At 53.4% G+C, this 16,623-nt stretch carries 16 protein-coding genes; 8 read left to right on the plus strand and 8 right to left on the minus strand.

The window, feature by feature from the left end; genetic code table 11:
* The first annotated feature begins 62 nt into the window (after positions 1-62).
* Positions 63-962 (plus strand): methyltransferase domain-containing protein, encoded by a 900-nt coding sequence (locus tag AUQ43_RS09905; protein ID WP_062956111.1) that lies wholly within the window; start codon positions 63-65, stop codon positions 960-962.
* An 18-nt stretch (positions 963-980) separates the two neighbouring features.
* On the opposite strand, the gene AUQ43_RS09910 is transcribed toward AUQ43_RS09905, so the two are convergent.
* Positions 981-1,199 carry a DUF6500 family protein gene (locus AUQ43_RS09910; protein ID WP_062956112.1) on the minus strand — a complete coding sequence of 73 codons (219 nt, stop codon included), beginning with the start codon at positions 1,197-1,199 and terminating at the stop codon, positions 981-983.
* A gap of 262 nt (positions 1,200-1,461) precedes the next feature.
* Positions 1,462-3,165 (minus strand): methyl-accepting chemotaxis protein, encoded by a 1,704-nt coding sequence (locus AUQ43_RS09915; RefSeq protein WP_062956113.1) that lies wholly within the window; start codon positions 3,163-3,165, stop codon positions 1,462-1,464.
* A gap of 398 nt (positions 3,166-3,563) precedes the next feature.
* Here AUQ43_RS09915 and sfsA point away from each other — a divergent pair, with 398 nt between their 5' ends.
* The 4 genes from sfsA (at position 3,564) to AUQ43_RS09935 (ending at position 6,496) form a co-directional block, all read left to right on the plus strand.
* A complete protein-coding gene (sfsA, locus tag AUQ43_RS09920; RefSeq protein ID WP_062956114.1) occupies positions 3,564-4,277 on the plus strand; it encodes a DNA/RNA nuclease SfsA in 714 nt (237 codons plus the stop codon).
* 110 nt (positions 4,278-4,387) lie between these two features.
* The gene (map, locus tag AUQ43_RS09925; RefSeq protein ID WP_062956115.1) at positions 4,388-5,194 is read left to right on the plus strand and encodes a type I methionyl aminopeptidase; all 807 of its coding nucleotides are present in this window, start codon (positions 4,388-4,390) and stop codon (positions 5,192-5,194) included.
* Between the two features lie 26 nt (positions 5,195-5,220).
* Positions 5,221-6,063, plus strand: coding sequence for a DNA repair protein RadC (radC, locus tag AUQ43_RS09930; RefSeq protein ID WP_084272051.1), 843 nt, complete (start codon positions 5,221-5,223; stop codon positions 6,061-6,063).
* Positions 6,064-6,100: 37 nt separating this feature from the next.
* Entirely contained in the window at positions 6,101-6,496 is a 396-nt protein-coding gene (locus tag AUQ43_RS09935) for a VOC family protein (RefSeq protein ID WP_062956116.1), read from the plus strand.
* A 167-nt stretch (positions 6,497-6,663) separates the two neighbouring features.
* Here the strand turns inward: AUQ43_RS09935 and AUQ43_RS09940 are convergent, their stop codons facing one another.
* From AUQ43_RS09940 to AUQ43_RS09955, 4 genes are all read right to left on the minus strand, one after another.
* The gene (locus tag AUQ43_RS09940; RefSeq protein ID WP_232310650.1) at positions 6,664-7,527 is read right to left on the minus strand and encodes a MipA/OmpV family protein; all 864 of its coding nucleotides are present in this window, start codon (positions 7,525-7,527) and stop codon (positions 6,664-6,666) included.
* Between the two features lie 129 nt (positions 7,528-7,656).
* On the minus strand, positions 7,657-8,889 hold the full coding sequence (locus AUQ43_RS09945; protein WP_062956118.1) for a helix-turn-helix domain-containing protein: 1,233 nt from the start codon (positions 8,887-8,889) through the stop codon (positions 7,657-7,659).
* 27 nt (positions 8,890-8,916) lie between these two features.
* Complete coding sequence (locus tag AUQ43_RS09950; protein ID WP_062956119.1) at positions 8,917-10,131, minus strand: helix-turn-helix domain-containing protein; 1,215 nt, start codon at positions 10,129-10,131, stop codon at positions 8,917-8,919.
* 120 nt (positions 10,132-10,251) lie between these two features.
* Entirely contained in the window at positions 10,252-12,015 is a 1,764-nt protein-coding gene (locus AUQ43_RS09955; protein WP_062956120.1) for an HD family phosphohydrolase, read from the minus strand.
* 291 nt (positions 12,016-12,306) lie between these two features.
* Here AUQ43_RS09955 and purB point away from each other — a divergent pair, with 291 nt between their 5' ends.
* Positions 12,307-13,617, plus strand: a complete 1,311-nt coding sequence (gene purB / locus AUQ43_RS09960; protein ID WP_062956121.1) for an adenylosuccinate lyase — start codon at positions 12,307-12,309, stop codon at positions 13,615-13,617.
* A gap of 163 nt (positions 13,618-13,780) precedes the next feature.
* Positions 13,781-14,401: a YbhB/YbcL family Raf kinase inhibitor-like protein gene (locus AUQ43_RS09965; protein ID WP_062956122.1), complete on the plus strand. Its 621-nt coding sequence runs from the start codon at positions 13,781-13,783 to the stop codon at positions 14,399-14,401.
* An 89-nt stretch (positions 14,402-14,490) separates the two neighbouring features.
* On the opposite strand, the gene AUQ43_RS09970 is transcribed toward AUQ43_RS09965, so the two are convergent.
* Together AUQ43_RS09970 and AUQ43_RS09975 are read right to left on the minus strand one after the other, a co-directional pair.
* Positions 14,491-15,174, minus strand: a complete 684-nt coding sequence (locus AUQ43_RS09970) for a response regulator transcription factor (RefSeq protein ID WP_062956123.1) — start codon at positions 15,172-15,174, stop codon at positions 14,491-14,493.
* Between the two features lie 163 nt (positions 15,175-15,337).
* Entirely contained in the window at positions 15,338-15,655 is a 318-nt protein-coding gene (locus AUQ43_RS09975; protein ID WP_062956124.1) for a DUF1476 domain-containing protein, read from the minus strand.
* A gap of 163 nt (positions 15,656-15,818) precedes the next feature.
* Here AUQ43_RS09975 and AUQ43_RS09980 point away from each other — a divergent pair, with 163 nt between their 5' ends.
* Positions 15,819-16,598 (plus strand): NRDE family protein, encoded by a 780-nt coding sequence (locus tag AUQ43_RS09980; RefSeq protein ID WP_062956125.1) that lies wholly within the window; start codon positions 15,819-15,821, stop codon positions 16,596-16,598.
* Positions 16,599-16,623: the final 25 nt, after the last annotated feature.

The raw sequence follows: 16,623 nt of genomic DNA on the forward strand, positions 1-16,623 counted from the left end.
GGGAAAGAGCCTCTATCTAAGTCGTAACCTGTTTAACTGACTTAGCCGGAGCTTCCCGCCCCATGGCCGATCCGATCACCGTCTTTGATCGAGACATCCTGAAAATGCGCCGCGACCGCGCGGCCACCAAGGCACAGGATTATAATTTCCTGTTTGCCGAAACCGCCGAGCGCCTTGCCGATCGCCTTGATGACACCACCCGTAAATTCCCGCTGGTGGTTGACCTTGGCTGCCACAGCGGTGAGATGGGCCAGATCATTGGCACCCGCGGCGGCATTGAAACGCTGTATCAAAGCGATATTTCGCAGGGCTATGCCAAGGCCGCACAGGCCAAGAACGGTAAAGGTACGCTGGTGGCCGACGAGGAATTCCTGCCCTTTGCCGAAGGATCGCTTGATCTGATCCTGTCCAACCTGTCGCTTCACTGGGTCAATGACCTGCCCGGCATGTTGCTTCAGGCGCGTCGTGCGTTGAAACCCGATGGGTTGTTCCTTGCCTGCCTGCTCGGCGGCGAGACGCTCAAGGACCTGCGCGAAGCGCTGATGACGGCAGAGGCCGAGGAAGAAGGTGGCGTATCACCGCGCGTTTCACCGTTCGTCGACGTCAAGGATGCCGGATCGCTCCTGCAACGCAGTGGCTTTGCCCTGCCGGTGGTCGATGCCGATGATATCTATATTGACTATCCCGATGCCCTGAAACTGATGCGTGATCTGTCAGGGATGGGTGAAAGCAACCTGATCGCCAAACGATCCAGGAAATTCACCAAACGCAGCACGCTTGCGCGGGCAGCGGCGATTTACCACGAACGCCATGCCCGCCCTGACGGCCGCATCCATGCCAAGTTTCAGGTGATCTATCTGACCGCCTGGGCCCCGGATGAAAGCCAACCCAAACCGCTGCGCCGTGGATCGGGTCAGGTCAGCCTTGTTGATTTCCTCGGTGATGACGCGAAAAAGCAATAAAGCCGGATCAAGCCGGGATCACTTCCCGGCTGAGACCATCCCGCGGATCTTGGTCGCCTTTTCAAAGTGGTCAAGTTCGTGGGTTTTGATCCACCAGGTTGCGGCCTCCATCAAGGTATCCGGGTCATCATTGCGATTGGCAAAGAACGCATAGAATGACAGGCCGACATCCGGCCCCTTTTGCGCGATTTTCCGATCGCAAACGGCAATGATTTTATCGCGCAGGCTTTGACGCATGATGGCTCCGCTAAAGGGTTGTTGCTGCAAGGGGTTGATGTATGCCCTGTTTGCCGCAAAATTGGCAGTCTCGTAACGCCCGTCACATGACAGTTTCTGTCAGGACAGTTGGCCACAGCGCGCCCGCATAGCGCAAAAATTTGCGCCATGGTGCAGCAGATTAAAAGCCAAACCAAACCGCTGTGCGAGACGACACTTTGGCTTGGCATTTGAGATTGACGGGCGCACGTCAGGCTCGCCCTGCGAAGTTCGACGCTAGTGGCTATGCTGCGCGTACAGCTTCAACAAACTTGTCCACTTCGACGCGCAGCGTATCTGCGGAACGCGACAAGTCGCGTGCGCTTGTCAAAACCTCGCTGGCAGCTTGCCCACCGTCATGGGCAGCTTCCGTGACTTGGGTGATCGCCGAGGTTACCTCATTCGTGCCCTCAGACGCCTGACTGACATTTCGTGCGATTTCCTGGGTTGCGGCATCCTGTTGTTCGACGGCCGCGGAAATCGTGATCGAGGTATCGCGCACCTCTGCAATCACCGAGGAAATATCCTCGATAGCACGCGCCGTTGTCTTGGTAACGGTCTGTACCTCTTCGATGTGATTGGTAATATCTTCGGTTGCCTTGGCGGTCTGGGTTGCAAGGTTTTTCACTTCGCTTGCAACGACGGCAAAGCCCTTGCCAGCGTCCCCCGCACGGGCGGCCTCGATGGTTGCATTAAGCGCCAACAGGTTGGTCTGCGACGCAATATCCTGGATCAAGGTGACAACCTCTCCAATCTTCTGAACGGAAACCACCATTTGTTCAGCCGTGAGTCGGGTTTGATTGGCATTTTCGTCAGCAGAGCCTGTGATGTTAGTCGCGTTTTGCATCTGCTGGCCAATTTCACCGATGGATGAGGCAAGTTGTTCACAGGCAGCAGCCACCGTTTCAACGTTAGTTGACGCCTGATTGGATGCAGACGCGACTGTGGTTGCCTGCGAATTGGCTTCATCAAGTGTGGAGGTCAAGGTTTCGGCCGCAGCTTCAAGCTGGACAGATGCAGATGAGACGATTGAAACCACACTGCCAACAGTATTTTCAAAATCATCAGCCATTTTATTTAGTTGCTTGATCCTGCGTTCTTCCGCAATGCGTTCTTTTTCTTCCGCCTCTTCTTCGAGCTGACGTGTGCGCAGCATATTCTTCTGGAAGACCTGCATGGTCTGCGCGATATCGCCGATCTCGTCTTTGCGACCGACACCATAAAGCTTGGCTTCGAGATGCCCATCAGCAAGCTGCTTGAGGACACTGACAATGCCACGGATAGGATTGATGATACCTTGGCGGGAAATGTACATTCCCATACCAAAGCCGATCACAATCGCGACAACAGCAAAAATAACCATACCCCGGCGCGTTGCATCGAACACCGCGAAAGATTCTGCTTCAAGCATCTGCATCCGGTTTTCGGCGATCTCAAGATAGTCACGAATATAATCATTGAGTTCGCCTGCATTGACACGGTGGTTCTGCGCCAGATTTACAAGATTTTCACGTAGCGTTCCGATGTCTTCGCCGCTGCCCTGAGCGGCGACGTTTATCGTTGAGGTTACCTGATCCCGGTAGGACTCATAACGGGCAAATATCTCATCAAGTTCTCTGCCCTGCGCCTCGCCTGCTGTTTCCTTTAGTTTTTCGATGGTTTCGCGAAACTGTTTTCGCTCCTCGTCGATGACTGTTCTCATCTCAGCAACCGTTTCAGGCGACGGATCTGCAGCAATACGGAATTCGGCTCGATTGAGCGAGGTAACAACACGCAACAGGTGACCGCCGTCGCTTGCTTCTTCGGCGGCTGTCTGACTGCGCTCGGATACGTCAAAAAGCCGATCAAGGCCCCATATACCGGCAGTCGTGTTCACACCCAGACATACTGCAAGAACAGCTATGACTGTGATCACTTTGGTCGAGATACGGAATTGTCCAAGATTCATTTTGATTCTCCCCGAGCATATATTTTGGCGTGCAATCAGGGAATCTTGGTGATCGAAAAGCAGGGTGTACCCAATCTGCCTCTGCTTCTTAGTGTGGCCAATATTCCCAAGCAACTAGCACTAACCGGGAATCCTTCCACACACCTACTGCGGTGGAAGGGCTATACTCTAAGATCAACATCAATTTGAAAATTTCAACCGGAAATGAATGATTTTTTACGGATAAAATTTGTGTTATCGAATGAAAAGGGTTTCCAATACGAATTTTTGCCGACAAATCGGATCAGGCCACTGGACCCTAAAAAAACTCCTATTTGTTTGGACATTGATATCAAACTGACTTGATGCAAGTTTAACCACCCTCCTTCCCAGACTTTTACAGCATCAAAAGGCAAGGTATGCAACTTCCCCAACCCCTGATCCACGGCAAGCTGATCAAACGCTACAAACGGTTTCTCGCCGATGTTGAACTTGATAGTGGCGAAGTCATTACCGCCCATTGCGCCAATCCGGGCGGGATGATCGGGCTTAAGGAGCCGGGGATTGATGTCTGGCTGTCGCAATCAGACAATCCGAAGCGCAAATTGAAATACAGCTGGGAACTTTGCCAGATCGGTGATGCATGGGTCGGCATCAATACTGCCCACCCGAATGCCATTGTCGAAGAAGCAATCCTTGCCGGGAAAATTCCCGAACTGACGGGCTATGAAAGCCTCAAGCGCGAGGTCAAATACGGCAAGAATTCACGGATTGATATCCTGCTGTCCGATCCGGACCGCGGCCTTTGTTATGTCGAGGTCAAGAACGTGCACCTCAAACGCGATGACGAGATTCCAGGTCTTGCCGAATTCCCCGATGCCGTCACCGCACGCGGGGCAAAGCACCTCGATGAAATGGCCGATATGGTTGCCGAGGGTCACCGAGCGGTGATGTTTTACCTGATCCAGCGCACCGATTGTGATCGTTTCACACTGGCGACCGACATCGACCCGCATTATGGCGAACGCTTCAAGGCGGCACGAAACAGCGGGGTTGAGGCCATTGCCTATGACTGCGCGATTGATACCAGTGCCGTGACGGTCCGAAACCCGCTTCCGATCACCGGGCTATAAGCATCAAATCCCGCGCATATCAGCCAATCCTTGCCAATTCTGGCCGGTGGCTTTATGTCATTGGGCTATAAAACAGTTATATACCTAGCCGAGTTTAAGGAGATTTTCGGGTGGCGAACGGAACAGTCAAACTTCACGGCCCCGAAGCATTTGAAGGCATGCGCGCCGCTGGCAAGCTGGCAGCAGAAGTGCTTGATATGATCACACCGCATGTGGTTCCGGGTGTCACCACGGGCGAACTGGATCGCCTGTGTGATGAATATATCCGTGACCACAACGCGATCTCGGCCTGCCTTGGCTATCGCGGTTTTCCGAAATCGACCTGTACGTCAATCAACCATGTCGTCTGCCACGGCATTCCCGGTGACAAGAAACTGGCCAATGGCGACATCATGAATATCGATGTCACGGTCATTCTTGATGGCTGGTATGGCGATACGTCGCGCATGTATATCGCCGGCACACCGAAGGTGATGGCCCAGCGTCTTGTTGATGTGACCTATGAGTCGCTTTGGCGCGGCATCAATGCCGTTAAGCCGGGCGCAACCCTTGGCGATATTGGCTATGCCATCCAGTCCTATGCCGAAAGCGAGCGTTTTTCGGTGGTGCGTGATTTCTGTGGTCACGGGCTGGGTCAGGTGTTCCACGATGCGCCGAATGTCCTGCATTACGGCAAGCCGGGCGAAGGGCTGGTTCTCGAACCGGGCATGATCTTTACGATTGAGCCAATGATCAACCAGGGAACTTATGCGTGTAAAATTTTGCCCGATGGCTGGACAGCCGTAACGCGAGACCGCAAACTGTCTGCACAGTTTGAACATTCGCTCGGCGTGACGGAAGACGGGTTTGAAGTATTTACCCGATCCCCCGCCGGTCTGGAAAAGCCGCCCTACAACCTCGACAAGGCCGCCGAGTAACGGGCACGAAACAAGGGGAAGCAGATTTGAGCGAAAAACAAGATCGCAAAGCTGCTTCCAGTGCTGCCCAACAGACCTCATCGGAAATTGATGATGGCACGCGGGTCTTCTTTGATCAGGCCCGCACCGCGCACGTCGCGGGAACACCCATGGCGTCGGGTATTGACGCGCCCCAAACCGAAAAAACAAAAACAACAAAGCCACATTATCACGGGCATCGCCAACGGCTGCGTGATCGGTTTATCAAGGGGGGTGCCACCGCCCTTGCCGATTACGAGTTACTTGAACTGATGCTGTGCATGGCCATGCCGCGTGGGGATGTCAAACCGCTGGCAAAATCCCTGATTGCGCAATTTGGCAGCTTTGCCAATGTTCTGGCAGCCCGCCCCGAAGACCTTAAAACCGCCAAGGGTCTTGGGGATGCCGGGATTGCCGCCATCAAGATCGCCGAAGCCAGTGCCCTGCATCTATCGCGTGAACGGGCCATGGAATTGCCGGTGATCGCCAGCTGGGAACAGCTGATTGATTATTGCCGGGCCCGGATCGGGCACCTTCGGAACGAGGAACTGCATCTGCTGTTTCTTGATCGCAAGAACCGGCTGATTGCCGATGAATGCCATCAACGCGGCACGGTCGACCACACGCCTGTCTATCCGCGCGAGGTCATCAAGCGTGCGCTTGAACTACATGCCTCCGCCCTTATTCTGGTGCACAACCATCCAAGCGGCGATGCCACCCCGTCAAAGGGTGACATCGACATGACTCGCAAGATTATCGACGCGGCCAAGGCAATGGAAATCACGGTTCATGATCACATCATCATCAGCCGTGCCGGATATAATTCCTTCAAGACGCTTGGCCTGATATAGCTGCCATCCCTGATCCATTTCCCACCACGAGATAGCCATGCCCCATATCGGTTTGTTCGCCCTTGTCGTGCGCGACTATGACGAAGCCATCGCATTTTACACCGAAAAAGTCGGCTTTGAGTTGATTGAAGATACCGACATGGGCTGCGGGAAACGGTGGGTGGTGGTCTCCCCGAAGGGAGCAAGTGAAACACGTGTTTTGCTGGCGAAGGCAGGCAATGACGACCAAGTCAGCGCGATTGGTAATCAAACCGGCGGTCGGGTTGGCTTTTTCCTGAACACAGATGACTTTAAGCGCGATCACAAACGCATGGTTGATGCAGGGGTTCATTTTCTTGAAGCTCCCCGCGATGAGCCCTATGGCATTGTTGCCGTGTTTGAGGACCTCTATGGCAACAAATGGGATTTGCTGCAACTGAAGGTATCAGGGTGAAACTGGCTGCTATCCCGATACCCGCCACCGATTGGGAACAAAATCGCGCAAAAAGGTAACGGACCGGCAGTTGGTTGCAATAGTGGGGGATGCCGGTCCGTCTCGTCGGCAAAGCCTGATTGCTTGCCGACAAGTTCGAGGTAAGATGACAGGGAGACGGTTCAGGATCAGAAGGTGTAGACCAGCACCAGACCAGCGCTGAGCACATAGTCCTCATCAATGATCGGACTGTCGGCATACTCGTCGAGCAGGAATTTAACATCCGTGGTCCCGACGACGGCAAAACTTTCAGTCACCGGATAGGTCACACTGAAATCAAGATGCGGGATAAAGGTGGCGTCGGGGGAGTAGAAGCCACGATCACTGCGTACTTCATTGCGACGCACGCCGACGTTGTAATCAACCAGGTCTTCGCTTTGCCAGGTCACACCACCGCCGACATTGAAGCTGAACTTCTCGTATTCGGTTGGCAGGTAATAAGCAACATCCACCTCATGCCCGCCATGAGCATTGTTGAGATCAGTCTGATAGCTTGCCTGAAGCTCGCCGTGCCAAACACGTAGCGATCCGCCGATACCGGCTTCGTATGCCATATCGCGTTTTTCAAGCCCGTTCAGAAAGCTTGAGTCACCCGGATCAAATGGCTCCATACGAAGGCCACCAATGACCGAAACGCTGGCAAAATCATTCATCCAGACTTTGGCATCAATGCCGTCAATACCGATACGAAGACGTTCGGCATCATAGGCCAATACCGGAAGCGCGTCTAAATCTGTACTATCGGCCCCGCGATAGGGATTGCTGCTGATCTGGCCGAAAGCACCGATCTGCCAATTGCCGCCAAGCCAGGGTTTAAGTGGGTCTTTGGTCTGCGGATTTACCTGTTCGCGGATGATTTCCCTTTGTCCAGGCGTTGCAGTCTGGGCATACGCGCTGCTGGCAAGCATGATGATGATGGCTGCCGTACAGATGCCAAGTCCGCCCAGCACCATTGCATCCCCCAAACGACGAGAACAAAAATGCGATACCATAATGTCTAAACATCCCAATTGAGTTGTTGATGTCGCGACATTGCCCGAGCGTACGAAAGAAGGCGTCCGGTGTTATAGCCTTGTACTTACAATCCGCGCCAAAAAGGTACGAATGCGCATTCATACGCCTTAACTATTTGATTTTGCGAAATTGTTCTGACGATAGTTACTTGGTGTATGACCGGTGATTTTCTTGAAAGCCTGATTGAAGGTAGATTTAGAATTGAAGCCGACCTCGGTTGCGATGTCGAGGATCGTGCGATTTGGTTCCTCGATCAGCAGGCGAGAAGCCTCGTCAACCCGGACTTCATTGACGAAATCAAAGAAGCTCTTGCCAAGATGCTGATTGAGGACATGTGAAAGCTGATTGGGTGTGGCCCCGATGGCATCGGCAAGCTTTGGCATCGACAACAGCGGATCAAACAGAATGTCAGTTTCATTGACGACCCGACCAAGCCGTGCGGCTATCCGTTCAATATCCTCATGATAAAGAAACCCCCGCACATTATTTCCGGCTGGTTCTGGAGATCCCGGGTTCGCGTTGCGCGCAGGGGCAGGCTCAGATACATCGGCGTGCAAGTCATCCTCAGACGTCCAGTCGGCTTGAACAAACAGGGCGGGGTTCGATGCCAAAAGATGACACATCCGGAAAAATACAAGCGCAAAACTACCCTGAACAATGGTGGTCAGCCATGTTCCATCCTCAACAAACAGGTCGATCACCGACGTAACTGTGAATATCACGAAAATGGCAGTGATCCCGATCAGTATCTCCTGTATCCAGCGGCGCAAAGCAGCGCTATCCGCGCCAAGCTGTTCACCCGCCTGTCGCAGATAGCCAAGCCCGACTTTCCATATCTTGGGCATATAGACAAAAAGTTGCACATAAAGCCTGACAAAGACACTCATCAGTAAAACCGACAGCAGGATGTGTTGATCAAGGGCGATATCGATATCGATATCGGTGCCATGAATGATTTCTGGCACGAACTGATCAAACAGAATCCACACCATTCCGGACGTTGCCGCCAGAACCGGAAGCAGAACCAAGAAATGGTAAATTGGTCTCGATACCGGTCGGTCTGCAATTTCGCGGAAGTACAGATAAATGGACGGCACGAAGGCAAAGGTCATCGTCATGAAAACCGGCGCAACTATCAACATCCACTTCGGAGTCAGGAAAACATCGGTAATATCTTCGATGAAGCTCAGACAAGATGCAAAAGCAAAAACCATCAACCAGCGATTGGCGCGAAACGCGCGCTTGCCTTCATGGCGAAGCAGCAACATCAGAAAACCTGCCTGCGCCAAACCCAAAATGGCAATGATCATCAGAACAAGTATGGAGATCTCTGTGGTCATTCTGCTACGTCCATTGGGATCCGAGGTTCAATTTCTGATCGGAGTGATAGGCGTCAACCTGAAGCAAACCCCCATATCCTTGCGATCTGGTTCGGTGATGGCCTGAATACGATAGTGACTTGGTGTCATACCCGTCGCGCGCTTGAAAGCCAAATTGAATGTCGATTTTGAATTGAAGCCCACGGTCATTGCAATGTCGAGAATGTTGCGATCTGGCTCCTCACACAGCAATCGCGCCGCTTCATGCACGCGCACGGTGTTAACGAACTCAAAGAAGGACTGACCGATCACATTGTTCAGGACATGTGACAATTGATTGGGTGTCACACCAATTGTTGCCGCGAGCTTTGGCATCGTTAGAAGCGGGTCAAAAAGCGTCCTTTGATCAGCAACGATCCGATCAAGCTTTGCGCAAATGACATCAGCGTAGTCATCCTGCGGAGCCGAATGATTTGTCATCTTCTGCGGTCGTGCTTTCTTTTCCGGGTTGTTTTTGCCCGTTCGGAAAGGCTGGCTTGCCAGTAAAAAACTCAACCGCAAAAGGGTTAGGACAAAACCAACATTGATCAAGAGATTCGACCAATGCATGTCACTCGCCACAAGCAGGACAACCTGTGAGAGGATAAACGCCACAAGCACAGCATGCAGACATATAACAACATTCAGGCTCCATCGCCTGCGCATCATGCTGTGATGATCACCGGCCAATCTGAGTTGACGGGCACTGGCATAGACGCAGCGGCTCAGTGCCACATGATAGCAAACCGCAAAGCCAAACAATCCGATCAACAAGCAGGTTGCAATGACGCTGGCAATCAGATCATTGGCAAATGTGATGTGAAGGGGGCTGCCAGCCAGTATTTCGTCGCCATGATGGAAAAAGACGAGGCCGATCATCGCCCCGGCGATCACGCAGACGCAGGGAAGCACCAAAAAATGCTTCCAAGGATGGTTGTCAGAATGCCCCGACAATTCACGGAAATAGAGATACATGGCCGGTCCGAGCGCAAAATAGGCACTAAACAGGACCGGTTCCAAAATCAATGCGATTGCTGTCCCGCCAAACAATAAAATGATGTCGCGCAGGAAAGATGCACTAACAGCAAGCAGAAAGACCATCATCCAGCGATTTACATGCCAGGCGCTTTTGCCTTCGTTTCGTAAAACCAGGAACAGAAAACCGGCCTGCAACAAACCAACGAGCGCAATTGCAAATGCCAGGACATTGTTGTTTTCAAGCATTGAGATGCCATGTATCCGGAAGAACCACCTAAGGGATAACCCGTAGCGGCTTACCGCCCTTTTCTCAACGCCTATCTGATGTGATTGGCAAACATTACAAAACTGTCAGGCAAATTCCGTCTAAGCCGTGCCTGGGGTCAGGACGAACTGAGGGACATCCACATCGTCGCACTGATCTTCGCGCAAATACTTCCGCCCGTATTCCTGATACATGCCGCTTGTCAGGAAAAGTTCGAACAGGTCGCTGTCGATCTGCCCCTTGTCGCGCATGTCGGCCAGGATCGAGATACATTCAGACAGGGTTTTGGGGCGTTTATAGGGGCGGTCAACTGCGGTCAAGGCTTCGAAAATATCAGCAATCACCATGACCTTTTCGAGGATTCCCATATCCTCGCCCGTCAGACCGCGCGGATAGCCCGACCCGTCCATCTTTTCATGGTGGTTCCCGGCAATTTCGGGAATACGTTGCAGTTCCTTGGGATATGGGAGCTGGGCCAGCATGTCCTGCGTAATGACGACATGATCATTGATCACCTGACGTTCTTCGGACGTCAGGGTGCCGCTTGGGATCGACAGGTTATAGACCTCGCCACGGTTAAAGCCGTCATAAATGTCGAACTCCCGATCCATCAAAAGACTTTCCATGCCGGGTTCGCGCAGTTCGGCGAGTTCGGAATCGCTTAGTCGTTCATGTTCTGCCCACGACAAGCCGATTGTCCGGTCAAAGTACCGGGTCCATTTCTGCTCGCCGATATCGTGCAGGGCAAAGATCGCATCCGTATCAAGTTCCGCATCGCCGATATTGGCATCAGCAACCAAGGCGAACTGGGTTTCAAGCTCTGACACCCGCTTTGCGAAATCGGCTTCACACTGATCGGGGTCTTCGCCGTCCAGTTTGCGTTTAAGCATCTCGATCTCGGCGTCACGCCGCAGAACTTCAAAGCGCGTGCGAACCTCGTGGATGCGATTGTGGATGGTCTCAAGCTTGGTCGCCTTTTCCATGACGTGATCGGGCGTGACGATCTTGCCGCAATCATGAAGCCAGGCCGACAGGTCAAGCTCGTACCATTCCATATCTGTCAGATAGAAATTGGAAAATGTGCCATCCCGGTCATCCACGGCCGCTTGGGCCAGCATGCGCGCAATGATCGGCACGCGCGAACAGTGACCTGCGGTGTGCGGGGATTTGGCATCAATCGCGTGCCCGAGAACGCGGACGAAACTTTCCATCAGGTCGCGCTGCGCAACCAGCAGGCGGCTGTTTTCAATCGCAACCGCGGCCTGACTGGCCAGCGCATTGATGATTGGTTCAATCGCCGGATCAAAGGAAATCACATTGCCCGCATCATCGCGTGCATTGATCAACTGCAAGACACCGATCACCACACCGCTGGTATTTTTAAGCGGCACGGTCAGGAAGGATTTGGACCGATAACCTGTTTTGGCATCAAATGCGCGGGTGCCGGTAAAGTCAAACCCCTCGGCACTATAGGCATCATCAATATTGATCGCCTTGCCGGTCAGTGCGACATAGGTCGCGATATTGGCATAGTTGGGTCGGCCCTGGGTGTCATACAATTGCAAGGGCGGGAACGGCTTTTCACTTTCCCGGCCCGAAACAAAGAACGTCTCAAGCGTATCATTGACCATGATACGAAAATGCAGTTCGCTTTCTTCGCGATTAACGAGATAGAGCGACCCACCATCCGCATTGGTGAAGTTGCGCGCGGCCATAAGGATTTTCTGGTTAAGCTCTTCGCGGCCTTGCGATGCCGAAAGCGCAATTCCCAGCTCCACCAGTTCCGCCAGATAATTCGCATCTTTTTTGCGGACCCTGGTCAAATCTTTCTGATGTTCTTTGGCCTCGTCGCGTTCACGCGCCATACAAATTCTGCCCACTTCGCGTTCGGATTAACCGCATCTCGCACATACATCGTGCCTGCTTACACGGTATATTCCTAATAAGTTGCTATTTTTCTAACAACGCACAAGCTTCTGGTGGGTAAAATCGCTTTCACAATCCTGCCATACCCGTCTGCAGGGTTGCCAATTTGCGCGGAATGGACTATCCGACCCCGTGAAAGCGTGCCGGCGCCGTGATCGTGCAATTGATTACGCATTCCGATCATCGAGATCCTTATCCGGCACCCAACCATATTGCCCGGAGGCGACCGCATGATCCCCCGTTATTCCCGTCCGCAGATGACATCCATCTGGGAACCGGCGAACAAGTTCCGTATCTGGTTCGAAATCGAAGCCCACGCCGCTGACAAACTGGCCGAACTGGGTGTTATCCCCGCAGAATCCGCCAAGCTTGTCTGGGAAAAAGGCGACAAGCCCTATACCCAGGACCGCATCGACCGCATTGACACCGTCGAAGCCGAAGTCAAACACGATGTGATCGCGTTTCTGACCGAATTGGCCGAACAGGTCGGCGAAGAAGCACGCTTTGTCCATCAGGGCATGACCAGTTCCGACGTACTTGATACCTGCTTTAACGTGCAGCTTGCCCAGGCAACCGACATCCTGCTTGAAGACATGGACAAGCTTCTGGCCGCCCTTAAAAAGCGTGCCTATGAAACCAAAGATGTCCCCTGCATGGGCCGTTCGCACGGCATCCACGCAGAGCCGGTGACCTTTGGCCTTAAGCTCGCGACCTTCTATGCGGAGTTCAAACGTAACCGTGATCGCCTTGTTGCGGCCCGCGATGAAATCGCGACCTGCGCGATTTCCGGCGCGGTTGGCACATTCGCCAACATCGATCCGAGTGTTGAAGAACATGTCGCCGAGAAACTTGGCCTAAAGCCGGAACCGGTTTCGACCCAGGTCATCCCGCGTGACCGTCATGCGGCCTATTTCGCTGCCCTTGGTGTGATTGCATCTTCGATTGAGCATCTGGCAACCGAAATCCGCCACCTGCAGCGCACCGAAGTACGCGAAGCGGAAGAGTTCTTCTCCAAGGGCCAGAAAGGCTCCTCGGCGATGCCGCACAAGCGTAACCCGGTTCTGACCGAAAACCTGACCGGCCTTGCGCGTCTGGTACGTTCGATGGCGATCCCGGCAATGGAAAACGTTGCCCTTTGGCACGAGCGCGACATTTCGCACAGCTCGGTCGAACGTAACATCGGTCCAGATGCGACCGTAACGCTTGATTTCGCGCTGATGCGTTTGACCAACGTTGTAGAGAACCTCGTGATCTATCCGGAACGCATGGACGAGATCCTTAATCAGATGGGTGGTCTGGTCTTCTCGCAGCGTGTTCTGCTGACCCTGACCCAGCATGGCGTTTCGCGCGAAGATTCGTACCGCATCGTTCAGCGCAACGCGATGAAGGTCTGGAACCGCGAAGGTGATCTTCTGTCGCTTCTCAAAACCGACGAAGATGTTACCGCGCGCATTCCGATGGACACGCTCGAAGCGCTGTTTGACCTTGGTTATCACACCAAGCATGTCGACACGATCTTTGCCCGTGTCTTTGCTGACTAAGCAGGATACTGCAATCTGCCGTCAAAGCCCCGGTCATCTGGCCGGGGCTTTTTCATTTCATATCGCCGGAACACCGCCCTTTGACATTGCGCGCTTTGGATGCTGATCTATATCGAACACGGCAACCACATCAAGAAATGGCAACTACAGGAAAGGCTTCGCAATGAAACTCAGCATCAAGGGATGGGAAGACGGCGCGCCGATCCCCACCAAGTTCGCCTTTGGTAAAATTCCAGCCGAGGGCCGGTTTGAAACATCGGACAATATCAGCCCTGAACTGAGCTGGTCCGACATCCCCGAAGGCACCAAATCCTTTGCCCTGATCTGCCATGACCCGGATGTCCCGTCATCGGGCGAAGACGTCAATATCGAAGGCAAGGAAGTCCCGGCAAGCCTGCCGCGTGTGGATTTCTTTCACTGGGTTCTGGTCAATATCCCGGCCAGCATAACAAAGCTTGAAGAAGGTGTGGCATCCAACGGTGTAACGCCAAAGGGCAAGATGCCCGGCACCAAGCCATATGGCACGGCAGGGCTGAACAACTATACCGACTGGTTTGCTGGCGACACGGATATGGGGGGTGATTATGGCGACTATGACGGTCCCTGCCCGCCATGGAATGACTCGATCATTCACCACTATCATTTCACGGTCTATGCGCTTGATACCGACAAGATCAACCTGCCAGAACCCTTTACCGGCCCCGATGCCCTTGCCGCAATCGAAGGCCATGTGCTGGACAAGGCAAGTTACATGGGCACCTATACGATGAACCGCGATCTGTAATCCGCGCCCATCGTCACCGATCCATGAAAAACGGCCTGTGTCATTTTACACAGGCCGTTTTCTTATATTCAGGATATTTGCGCGAAGATTTACAACGTTCCGGACCGCGCCATGTCTTCCAGCGCCATTTTCACGGCCTGTGCACGGTTGGAAACGTTCAGCTTGCGATAGATATTTTTCAGATGGTATTTGACCGTAATCTCGCGCAGGTCAAGGTGGCGCGCGATATCCTTGTTCGGACGACCTTCTGACAGCAGGGCAAGAACTTCACGTTCGCGCGGCGTAAGACGCGCAAAGTCGCCTTCGTTGCCAAAGCCGCCGGTCAGCCTGCTTTCGCCTTCACCTGTGCCAGAACCAGACATGCCATCGCCCATATCCGTCAGGATCGAGGACGGCAGGTACTTGTCACCCGCCAGAACCAGTTGCACGGCATTGGCCAAGGCTTGCCCGCGCAGGGTTTTGGGAATAAAGCCATGTGCGCCAGCCTCGATCGCCTTGCGAACATCTTCGCTGCGATAGGCACCAGACAACAGAACCACAAAGGTCGAATCGGCCACTTTTTCCAAAGTGCGTTTCAAACCTTCAAGGCCGTTCATGCCCGGCATGCGCAGATCGAGCAGCACCAGATCGAACGTATTGTTCGCCTCTATGTGCTCGAGTGCGGGGTCAAGTGCCCCTGCTTCGGCCACTTCACAGCCTTCGAAATACTGTTGGAACAGTAGCGAGATTGCCTCACGAACAAGATCGTGATCGTCCGCCAAAAGGATACGCAATGCTGTCGCCTTTCTTTACCTAACCGGCTCCTTCCCCTACCTGCGAAGGATACCACACCAAAAGGTTGCGCCTACTCGATTTTCGGTCTGGGTCGCCTAGGATACGAAAGCCGGAACGTATTAGCAAACGAGAAGTTTTCCAAGCACATGCCTGAAGGTCAAATCACGCCAAAACTTCTGCGCGCGCAACCGGACGTAGTTCCTCGAGCTTTGCGTTCAATATCGAGACCGTGACATCAATATTCTTGCGCCCGAAGTCGGCCAGCAACAACGCCACAACACCATTTTCGCGCGGGTTTGCAACAACCTCGCCAATGATCTTGCGCGTGTAGTCCTGACATTCGTCCGGCGTCATGCCCATTTGTTCGCCTGCCCACTGGACCAGCATTTTGTAAAGATGGGTCTCTACCCGGAAATCCTGTTCAAGATCAAAGCTGTATTTTGCTTCGAAACCGCGTTCACGATCATTAAATCCGCTCATTTCGATCCCTCCTGATACTTGGTTACAATGCCATGGGTATCAAACCGTGCAAGCCACTGTCAGTTATCATATTTTATATGACGACAAAGGACACGGATTTCACCCCTTTGCTCAGCACTTTTGAATTTGACAAAATGCGCTTTAGCACGCTTTGATCTGGCTCATGTGTACAGTCATAATTTTGCGCCGCCCCGACCATGACTGGCCGGTGATCATTGGCGCCAATCGAGATGAAATGAATAACCGCCCCTGGAAAGCGCCTGCGCGCCACTGGGACGACCGCCCCGACGTAATTGCCGGGCTGGATGAAACAGCCGGGGGCACGTGGCTTGGTGTGAATGAGGATGGCGTGGTTGCTGCCGTGCTGAACCGCTATGGCACCCTTGGGCCAGAAGACGGCAAACGGTCCCGTGGGGAACTCCCGCTTGAGGCGCTAGATCACGCCGATGCCATAGACGCCGCCCAAGCCCTTGCTGAACTGAATGGCGATGCCTATCGCTCGTTCAACATGGTAATTGCGGATAACCGCGACGCCTACTGGCTTGCCAACCGAGGCACAGGCAAGATCGAGATCACAGAAATCCCCGAAGGCATGTCGATTCTTACCGCCCATGATTTGAACGACACCGAAAACAGCGCACGCACCAAACGCAACCTGCCGCGCTTTATCAGTGCCCCGGCCCCCAATCCCGAGGCCGATGACTGGTTTGCCTGGCAGGCGCTGCTGGCAGATACCGGGACCGAGGCCCCGGATCCCGAACATCACGACATTCGCGCTGACGCCATGCTGGTACGCAGCAATATCGGATTTGAGACCGTTTGTTCATCCCTGATCGGGCTTCCTGCGATTCCCACAAGCGAACACGAATTGCCACGTCGCCCGGTGTGGCTGTTTTCAGAAGGCCAACCCGATAAAACACCTTTCCATCCCGTCAATGTATAAGGTGGAATGGTCGCAAACCTGACGC

The organism is Thalassospira sp. MCCC 1A01148 (assembly GCF_001613795.1).
Lineage (GTDB): Bacteria > Pseudomonadota > Alphaproteobacteria > Rhodospirillales > Thalassospiraceae > Thalassospira.

Bases quoted from the DNA above. Each gene is read 5' to 3' on its own strand.
- AUQ43_RS09980 (WP_062956125.1), top strand. From the start codon at position 15,819: ATGTGTACAGTCATAATTTTGCGCCGCCCCGACCATGACTGGCCGGTG.
- purB (WP_062956121.1), top strand. From the start codon at position 12,307: ATGATCCCCCGTTATTCCCGTCCGCAGATGACATCCATCTGGGAACCG.
- AUQ43_RS09910 (WP_062956112.1), bottom strand. From the start codon at position 1,199: ATGCGTCAAAGCCTGCGCGATAAAATCATTGCCGTTTGCGATCGGAAA.
- AUQ43_RS09955 (WP_062956120.1), bottom strand. From the start codon at position 12,015: ATGGCGCGTGAACGCGACGAGGCCAAAGAACATCAGAAAGATTTGACC.
- AUQ43_RS09915 (WP_062956113.1), bottom strand. From the start codon at position 3,165: ATGAATCTTGGACAATTCCGTATCTCGACCAAAGTGATCACAGTCATA.
- AUQ43_RS09940 (WP_232310650.1), bottom strand. From the start codon at position 7,527: ATGGTATCGCATTTTTGTTCTCGTCGTTTGGGGGATGCAATGGTGCTG.
- AUQ43_RS09950 (WP_062956119.1), bottom strand. From the start codon at position 10,131: ATGCTTGAAAACAACAATGTCCTGGCATTTGCAATTGCGCTCGTTGGT.
- AUQ43_RS09905 (WP_062956111.1), top strand. From the start codon at position 63: ATGGCCGATCCGATCACCGTCTTTGATCGAGACATCCTGAAAATGCGC.
- AUQ43_RS09965 (WP_062956122.1), top strand. From the start codon at position 13,781: ATGAAACTCAGCATCAAGGGATGGGAAGACGGCGCGCCGATCCCCACC.
- sfsA (WP_062956114.1), top strand. From the start codon at position 3,564: ATGCAACTTCCCCAACCCCTGATCCACGGCAAGCTGATCAAACGCTAC.
- AUQ43_RS09935 (WP_062956116.1), top strand. From the start codon at position 6,101: ATGCCCCATATCGGTTTGTTCGCCCTTGTCGTGCGCGACTATGACGAA.
- AUQ43_RS09945 (WP_062956118.1), bottom strand. From the start codon at position 8,889: ATGACCACAGAGATCTCCATACTTGTTCTGATGATCATTGCCATTTTG.
- AUQ43_RS09975 (WP_062956124.1), bottom strand. From the start codon at position 15,655: ATGAGCGGATTTAATGATCGTGAACGCGGTTTCGAAGCAAAATACAGC.